The sequence below is a fragment of the bacterium genome (assembly GCA_035371905.1).
Lineage (GTDB): Bacteria > Ratteibacteria > UBA8468 > B48-G9 > JAFGKM01 > JAMWDI01.
Genome location: DAORXQ010000082.1, coordinates 1 through 7,670, shown reverse-complemented (window position 1 = coordinate 7,670; position 7,670 = coordinate 1). Strand labels below are relative to the sequence as shown.

At 28.1% G+C, this 7,670-nt stretch carries 14 protein-coding genes; all 14 read right to left on the bottom strand.

Annotated elements, in window-relative coordinates; genetic code table 11:
• A partial coding sequence (locus PKV21_08070) for a hypothetical protein (protein ID HOM27444.1) occupies nt 1–973 on the bottom strand: 973 nt, incomplete at its 3' end.
• Complete coding sequence (locus tag PKV21_08065) at nt 970–1,644, bottom strand: response regulator transcription factor (GenBank protein HOM27443.1); 675 nt, start codon at nt 1,642–1,644, stop codon at nt 970–972. The genes PKV21_08070 and PKV21_08065, both read right to left, overlap by 4 nt.
• On the bottom strand, nt 1,641–1,778 hold the full coding sequence (locus PKV21_08060; GenBank protein ID HOM27442.1) for a hypothetical protein: 138 nt from the start codon (nt 1,776–1,778) through the stop codon (nt 1,641–1,643). The genes PKV21_08065 and PKV21_08060 overlap by 4 nt, the downstream gene beginning before the upstream one ends.
• 42 nt (nt 1,779–1,820) lie before the next feature.
• Nucleotides 1,821–2,390: a flavodoxin family protein gene (locus PKV21_08055; GenBank protein HOM27441.1), complete on the bottom strand. Its 570-nt coding sequence runs from the start codon at nt 2,388–2,390 to the stop codon at nt 1,821–1,823.
• Nucleotides 2,387–2,509 carry a desulfoferrodoxin gene (locus tag PKV21_08050; GenBank protein HOM27440.1) on the bottom strand — a complete coding sequence of 41 codons (123 nt, stop codon included), beginning with the start codon at nt 2,507–2,509 and terminating at the stop codon, nt 2,387–2,389. Before PKV21_08050 ends, PKV21_08055 begins: the two co-directional genes overlap by 4 nt.
• 13 nt (nt 2,510–2,522) lie before the next feature.
• Nucleotides 2,523–3,185 (bottom strand): peroxiredoxin, encoded by a 663-nt coding sequence (locus PKV21_08045; GenBank protein HOM27439.1) that lies wholly within the window; start codon nt 3,183–3,185, stop codon nt 2,523–2,525.
• 19 nt (nt 3,186–3,204) lie between these two features.
• The gene (locus tag PKV21_08040; GenBank protein ID HOM27438.1) at nt 3,205–3,789 is read right to left on the bottom strand and encodes a ferritin family protein; all 585 of its coding nucleotides are present in this window, start codon (nt 3,787–3,789) and stop codon (nt 3,205–3,207) included.
• Between the two features lie 15 nt (nt 3,790–3,804).
• The gene (locus tag PKV21_08035; protein HOM27437.1) at nt 3,805–4,140 is read right to left on the bottom strand and encodes a carboxymuconolactone decarboxylase family protein; all 336 of its coding nucleotides are present in this window, start codon (nt 4,138–4,140) and stop codon (nt 3,805–3,807) included.
• Nucleotides 4,137–4,631 (bottom strand): ferritin, encoded by a 495-nt coding sequence (locus PKV21_08030; protein HOM27436.1) that lies wholly within the window; start codon nt 4,629–4,631, stop codon nt 4,137–4,139. The genes PKV21_08035 and PKV21_08030 overlap by 4 nt, the downstream gene beginning before the upstream one ends.
• 4 nt (nt 4,632–4,635) lie before the next feature.
• Nucleotides 4,636–5,115 (bottom strand): ferritin family protein, encoded by a 480-nt coding sequence (locus PKV21_08025; protein ID HOM27435.1) that lies wholly within the window; start codon nt 5,113–5,115, stop codon nt 4,636–4,638.
• A gap of 11 nt (nt 5,116–5,126) precedes the next feature.
• Complete coding sequence (locus PKV21_08020; protein HOM27434.1) at nt 5,127–6,305, bottom strand: FprA family A-type flavoprotein; 1,179 nt, start codon at nt 6,303–6,305, stop codon at nt 5,127–5,129.
• On the bottom strand, nt 6,306–6,467 hold the full coding sequence (locus PKV21_08015; protein ID HOM27433.1) for a rubredoxin: 162 nt from the start codon (nt 6,465–6,467) through the stop codon (nt 6,306–6,308).
• A complete protein-coding gene (locus PKV21_08010; GenBank protein HOM27432.1) occupies nt 6,460–6,882 on the bottom strand; it encodes a transcriptional repressor in 423 nt (140 codons plus the stop codon). The genes PKV21_08015 and PKV21_08010 overlap by 8 nt, the downstream gene beginning before the upstream one ends.
• An 81-nt stretch (nt 6,883–6,963) precedes the next feature.
• Nucleotides 6,964–7,506, bottom strand: coding sequence for a manganese efflux pump MntP family protein (locus PKV21_08005; protein ID HOM27431.1), 543 nt, complete (start codon nt 7,504–7,506; stop codon nt 6,964–6,966).
• Nucleotides 7,507–7,670 lie beyond the last annotated feature (164 nt).

The following is a 7,670-nucleotide window of genomic DNA, read 5'->3' as shown; positions in this document are numbered from 1 at the left end:
AATAGATTGTTTTTAAAAGATACCATCTATTATCTATCTCTGCCTCTTTTTCCTGTCCTTTTTTGTAATTCATTGTCTTTTCAATAATTTCATTTATTTCAAAATTTTCTATAACCTCCCAGAAATACCTATTTTGAAAAGGAGATTTCAAAAATTTTTTAAAATTAACATTGAAATTTAAAAGTTTTCCTTCTTCATTAAAAAAAGCAACTGGCTCTTCCAGAAATTTTATAACTTCAAACATCTCTACATTCTTTTTCTCTAATTCTGAAGTAAGCAGTAATTTTTCACTTATTAAATTCAATTTTTCAGCAATATTTTTTAGTTCCTTCTGTTTAAAACCCAATAATTTTTCTCCATATTTCCCTTTACCAATCTTTTCAATAAACTCATCAATCAATGAAAATTCTTTTAAGAAAAATGGTATCATAAAAGTAAAAATGGAAATAAAAATCAAGTATGTTATTAGAAAAATTAAACCGAATTGTTTTTTAAATTCATAAAAAATTTTTTGAATATCTGTTAAATTTTTACTTACTCTCAAAACAACTTCTTTCTCTTTTACAAAAACTGCATAATAAAACATATACTCATTTAAAGTAGGACTTAATCTTATAGATTTTCCTTCTCCCTTTTCTATTGCAGATATTATTTCAGGTCTATCTTTGTGATTTTCCATAAATTTTGGATTTTCCCTTGTATCAATTATTACAGTTCCATCTTTATCTATCAAAGTAATCCTAATTCCTGTATATTTATCAATTTTCTTTAAATCTTCAATAAATTTCTTATTCTCTGAATTTTTTTCTAAATCATTATAAATTTTAAAGGCAAATTCTTTAAGATTTTCTTCAACATTAAGAAAAACTATTTTATGAAGGGTTTGAATAAAAATTATATAAAATAGGATAAAAACTGATCCAGAAACCAAAATAGAAGTCCTAACAAATTTTTTAATAAGATATTTTTTCATTCTTCAATTTTATAACCAATCCCCCTAACATTCACAATAAACCTACCCCCTTCTTTTAATTTTTCTCTTAATTTTTTTATATGAACATCAACTGTTCTATCAATGACTGCCTTTTCACCCTGCCATAGTTCTTCAAGGATTTTTTCTCTGCTAAACACCCAGCCTTTTTTACTAAGTAGAATTTTTAAAATGTTAAATTCTGTTGTTGTAAGATTTATTTTTTCTCCTTTAACATAAACCTCATATTTATTTAAATCAACTCTTACAATTCCTCCTATGTCAATAATATCTGATTTTGTTTGGTATCTCCTTAAAACTGCTTTAACCCTTGCTATTAATTCTTTAATTGAAAAGGGCTTTGAAATATAATCATCTGCTCCAAGTTCAAGACCCAAAACTTTATCCGTTTCTTCTCCCTTTGCAGTTAAAATTATCAATGGAATATCTAAATATTTTCTTTCTCTTTTTAAATATTTACATATTTCAAGTCCATCCATATCAGGTAGCATTAAATCAAGTATAATCAAATCTGGTCTATCTAATTTCAAATAATTCAGAAAATCATTTCCATTTTCAAAACCTTTAATATTAAAACCTATTTTCTCAAGGTTATGTTTTAGAAGTTGAAGTATATCTTTTTCATCTTCAATAATTGCTATCGTCTTTTTCATAAGTATTTAAGATATTCAAAGGCAGAAATATTTGATTTTGCACCTTCTCCACAAGCAACAATTATCTGTTTTGCAAATACATTTGTAAAAAATAATTTCTCTATCAATAACCTATACATAGAACTTTTATCCATTCCCAATAAAGACGTGTCTTTGTAGAATATACAATAACTTTCTTAACCATTATTTTTTTCTTTTAAACCCGTATAAATTTCTTTTATTTTCTCAAAACATTCTTTTTTCTCTTTCACTTTACCTTTTTCATCAACCCCTTTACATATTATTTCTCCATAATAACTTGCACCAATCGTTGCAAAAAAATTTTTAATTATACTTCTTGCATTATCAATAAAATCATCTCTATTACTTGCCTCAACACAAATAAAAATTCCTTTTTTCCTTTTTGGTTTAAATGACTTAAAAAAATTTATACCAAGCCATTGACATTGAAACCTATCTATCATCATCTTTGTTTGAGCAGAAATAGAACCAAAAAAGATAGGGGAAGTAACAACAACTATATCTGAATTTTCTATCTCATCATAAACATTCTGCATATCATCATTTATCTTACATCTACCATCTTTTCTTATATTTTCACATTCCTGACATGGGACAAATTTTAATAAATTCAGATATATTTTTCTAACTTCTGCTTTTTCTTTAAAATAACTCAAAAATTCATCAAGTAATATTTCTGAATTTCCATTTTTCCTCGGACTACCACATATCCCTATTACTTTCATTCCTTTTCTACCATCTTTTCACCACAGCATATTTCCTGTTTTTCTGACTCTTTCCCACACTTTTTACATACATATTTCTTTTTTTCTCTTTTTATTCCACAGCCACAACTTTTGCACATATCTCCCTCCTTTTTATTTCAATTTTTTATAACAAAACCACCAGTCATAACATTTAAATTCGCCCTTTTCACTTTTTTCCAATCTCTCTTTTGCGGTTTTTACATCCCTTGCAGGAGGAATTATAACATTTGAGCCAATAATTTCATTATTTGGCCAGTCAGCAGGAGTTGCAACTTTATATTTATCTGTTGTCTGTAATGCATTTAAAACCCTCAAAATTTCATCTATATTTCTTCCTACTTCCTGAGGATAATATAAAATTAATCTGACTTTACTTTCTGAATCAACAATAAAAACTGCTCTTACTGTATTTGTTCCTTTTCCAGGATGAATTAAACCAAGGATTTCGGCAACTTCTCCTGTATCTGCTATAATTGGAAACTCTATTTCTATTCCAAACTTTTCTTTTATCCATTCTTCCCATTTAATATGTGCAAAAACCTGGTCAACACTTAAACCGATAAGTTCACAATTTAATTCTCTAAATTTATTATATTTGTTCTGAAAAGCAACAAATTCCGTAGTACAAACAGGAGTAAAATCTCCTGGATGACTAAATAAAATAAACCACTTTCCTTTGAAATAATCAGGTAAATCAATAATTCCATGCGTTGTTACGACTTTCATTTTTGGAAATTCATCACCCAAAAGAGGCATTCTATTAATTTTTTCCATATCTTCCTCCTTTTTATTTTTAATACTCTTCACATTTTAATTGATAAAAACTTCTATCATGACTGCAGGAAGGACATTTTTCAGGTGGTGTGTTCCCAAAATGAACATATCCACATTCCCTGCATACCCACCATACTTCTTTTTCTTTTTTAAATACTGTCCCTGCTTCAACTTCTTTTAAAATCTTTTTAAATCTTTCTTCATGATGTTTTTCTGCCACAGCAATTGCTCTTAATCTTTCAGCAATTTCTGGAAATCCTTCCTTTTCTGCAATATCAGCAAACTCAGGATACATCTTTGTATATTCATAATTTTCACCTGAAATAGCCGATTTTAAATTTTCAATAGTTGTTCCCAGAGTTGTTGGAACCTCTGCTTCAACTTTAATCACATCAAGGGCTTCATTGCTTTTTTGTTTTAATTCATTAATCAATCTGAATAACCATGTTGCGTGTTCTCTTTCATTATCCGCTGTAATAAGAAAAATTTCACCTATCTGCTCGTATCCCTCTTTTCTGGCTATTTTTGAATAGAAAGTGTATCTATTTCTCGCCTGACATTCTCCAACAAAAGCTTTTGCCAAGTTTTCAATCGTTTTTTTCATACCTCTCCCTCTTTTTTAAATTTTTCCTTTTATCATTTTTATTGCTTCAACTAAATCTGTTAAATATGTATAGGCAGGACCTCCACCCATCAAAACAGCAACCATTCCTGCCTCAAGAATTTCATCTTCTGTTGCTCCTGCTTTAAATGCCTTTTCAACATGAATACCTATACAATAAGCACATCTAACAGCAACTGCAATCCCAACACATATCAATTCTTTTGTTTTTAAATCAAGAATACCATCTTTCAATACAGTACTTACAAATTCTCCAAATTTTTTCATTTCCTCTTGTTTTTTTATTGAAACTTCTCCTATTGCTTTTTTAAATCTTTCCATTGTTTCTTTCATTTTTCCTCTCCTCTTTTTGAAAGTTCTTTATCAAGCATAAGTATTAAATGTGGTTTGTCTTCTATCTTTTTCAATTTTTCAAGTATTATATTTGCCTGTTTTTCTTCCTCTACCTGTTCAGTTATAAACCATTGAAGCATAATTTCTGTAGAATAATCATTTTTCTCTTTTGCAAGTTTATATAAGTTTTCAATGCTTTTTGTCACCTCTTTTTCATGCTTTAATGTTTTTTCAAATACATCTTTTGGTGAAGAAAAATCAGAAGGTGGTTTTTCTATCCCTTCTAAAATTACTTTTTCTCCTCTATCATTAAGAAAATCATAAATTCTCATTGCGTGTCCAAACTCTTCTTTTGCCTGTACTTTCATCCATGTTGCAAATCCTTCAAGATTTATATAATCAAAATAGGAAGCCATTGAAAGATAAAGATATGCAGAATAGAGTTCTTTTTTAATCTGTAAATTCAATTCTTCAAGAAGTTTTTTATCCATCTTATCACCTCCCTTCAAGTATTTGTTTTTTCAAATTTGATAATTTAACAAAATGGCTTCTCTCCTGCTGTATTATTTTATCAAGTACTGAGTGTTGTGTTTCAGGAATAAAACTTTTAACCTCAAGATAATACATAATTGAATCAAGTTCTCTTCTTATTCCAAAGTCAATTGCCTCTATTATATCCTCTTTCTCTAATTCCTTCTCAACACCTTTTGGGAAAATCAACTCTTCTGCATATGCTTTAAGATATGCAAAATATTCCCCTGGATAAATTTCAGGCGGTTCATATTTTTCTACTTTTGATAGTAACTCTTCAAAAACCTTTTTATGCCTTACCTCTTCATCTGCAAGAAAAATAAATAATTCTTTAACTTCTTTATTATTTGTCTTTTTTGCTATACTCCTATAAAACTTCTCTCCATTTTCTTCAATCTTTATTGCAAACTGATAAATCTCACTTATGTTAAAAAAAACAGTCATAAGCACCTCCTTTAAATTATTTTAATTTCTTTATGTTTCTGATATATTTTTTCTGCAAGGTTTTCAATTTTTTCAAATGTATCTTTTTGCGGATGGCCTTCGAAAACTACTGGCTCTATTAATTCCACATTTACCCCTTTTAAAATTTCTTCATAATATTTTATCACATTTGTTCCCCATAAAAAAGAACATATTAAAGAAACAAATTTTGTCTTTGGTCTTAAAATTTTAAACAAATAAGAAGCATAAATAATAGATGGATGAGGATTTGCAAAAACTGTTGGAGTTCCAATTACAACTGTTGCACAATCAACCAAAGCCATTGCAAGTTCTCCAATATCTGTTTCTGTAATATTAAATGGTTTAACTTCAATATCTTTTTCTGTTAGAACTTTAACAAAATAATCAATTGCTTTTTGTATACTTCCATGCATAGAAACATAAATAATTACAACCTGATTTTTAACATTATCTGAAATCCAATCAGCATAGGCATCAAGTATAACAGAAGGATTATCGTAAACTGGGCCATGACTCGGTGCAATTATATCAATTGTATAATTTTTAATTTTTTCAAGATGGTTTTTTATATGATTTCTGAATGGCATCATAATTTCTGCATAATATCTTTTTGCACCTTTTAAAAAATCATTCTCACTTGTCCATATTTTACTTGTTGCAAGATGAGAACCAAATAAATCACAAGGAAAAAGAATTTTATTTTTTATTTCATATGTTAAAATTGTTTCGGGCCAGTGAACCCATGGTGCATAAATAAATTCAAGTGTTTTTTCACCAATATTCAGTTTTTCACCTTCTTTTACATCAATCACCCTCTCTTCTGGAATCAACAACAAACTTACAAGATATTTTTTCCCTTTTTCACTCGTAATAACCTTTGCTCCTTTAAATTTTTCAAGTAATTTTGGGATTATTCCTGAATGGTCCTGTTCTGAATGATTTGAAACAATATAATCAATTTTCTCTATTTTTAATTCATCTATTGCATCAAATAACTGCTTTTCAGTCCTTGGGTCTGAAGAATCAATCAAAACATTTTTTTCATCCTTCAAAAAATAAGAATTATAACTTGTTCCCTCTGGTAAAGGAATTAACTCATCAAAAAGTCGTCTATCCCAATCATTTGTAATTATAGCCCATATATCCTTTTTAATCTCTTTTATAATCATTTAAACCTCCTTTTCAAACATATCTTTACCTGCACCACATACCGGACATACCCAGTCATCGGGTAATTTTTCAAAAGGAGTTCCTGGTTTTATTCCATTTTCAGGGTCTCCTTTTTCAGGGTTGTAAACATACCCACAAACCTTGCAAACATATTTATCCATCTTCCCTCCTTTTCCCACAGTTTTTACAAATCCCTATTAAATATATATGATGTTCCACGATTTTATGACCATCTATTTCTTTTAATTTTACTATTGGACAATCTCTGTAAATATCATAAATATTTTTGCAGATTTTACATTTGAAATGAAAATGTGGTTTTTCTATAAAATCATATCTGACTTCATCCTCTTCAATTAAAATTTCATTTATCAATCCTTTCTCACAGAAAAGTTTTAAAGTATTGTAAACAGTTGCAACTGAAAGGGTAGGAATTTTAGAAAATAAGGCAGAATAAATTTCATCAACTGCTGGATGTGTTTTATGTTGGATTAAATAATTCAATATTTCTATTCTTTGGATTGATGGTTTAATTCCTTTTTCTTTTAAGATTTTAATAATTTTTTCTTTTTTCATTTTAAAGTTTTTAAATTTGTAATAATTTTAATTTTAGAACAATTATAAATTAAATTTTTAATTCTGTCAAGTTTATTTTTTTTATCCTGTAATAAGTACTTTGAAACCTATTAAAATAAGAATTATTCCCGCAATCAATTCAAGTTTATTCCCAAAGAATTTTTTTATTTTATTACCAAGAAAAAAACCAGAAAGACAGACAGAAAAAGTTGTAAATCCAATTATTAATGAAGGAGTTAAAACTTTAATTTTAAGAAGTGAAAATGTAAGACCGACTGCAAAAGCATCAATACTGGTTGCAATTGCTAAAATAAATAAAATTAAAATTTTTGATATATCAAATCTTCTTTCTATTTTTCTTGATTCATATATAATTTTAAGGCCGATTAAAAATAAAATGGAAAAGGCAACTATATGGTCAAAACTTGAAATAAACTTTAAAAATTTCATTCCTGTAAACCATCCTAAAACTGGCATTAAAAACTGAGCAAAACCAAAAGATAAAGAAATTTTTAAACTATTCAAAAATTTCTTTTTCTCAATTAAACTTCCTGAAATAACAGAAACAGAAAAGGCATCCATTGAAAGAGAAAGACCGAGGAAAAAATTTATAAAAAGTCCCATTTGTGATAGAATATTTTAACATTAAATTTAAAGGGATTAAAATGATTTTTATACTTTCAATTCTATTTTCAGTATATATGGGCTGGTCAATGGGTGCAAATGATGCTGCTAACTGTGTTGGTGCTGACATTGGTTCTGGTGTAATGAGGGTAAGAGATGGAATA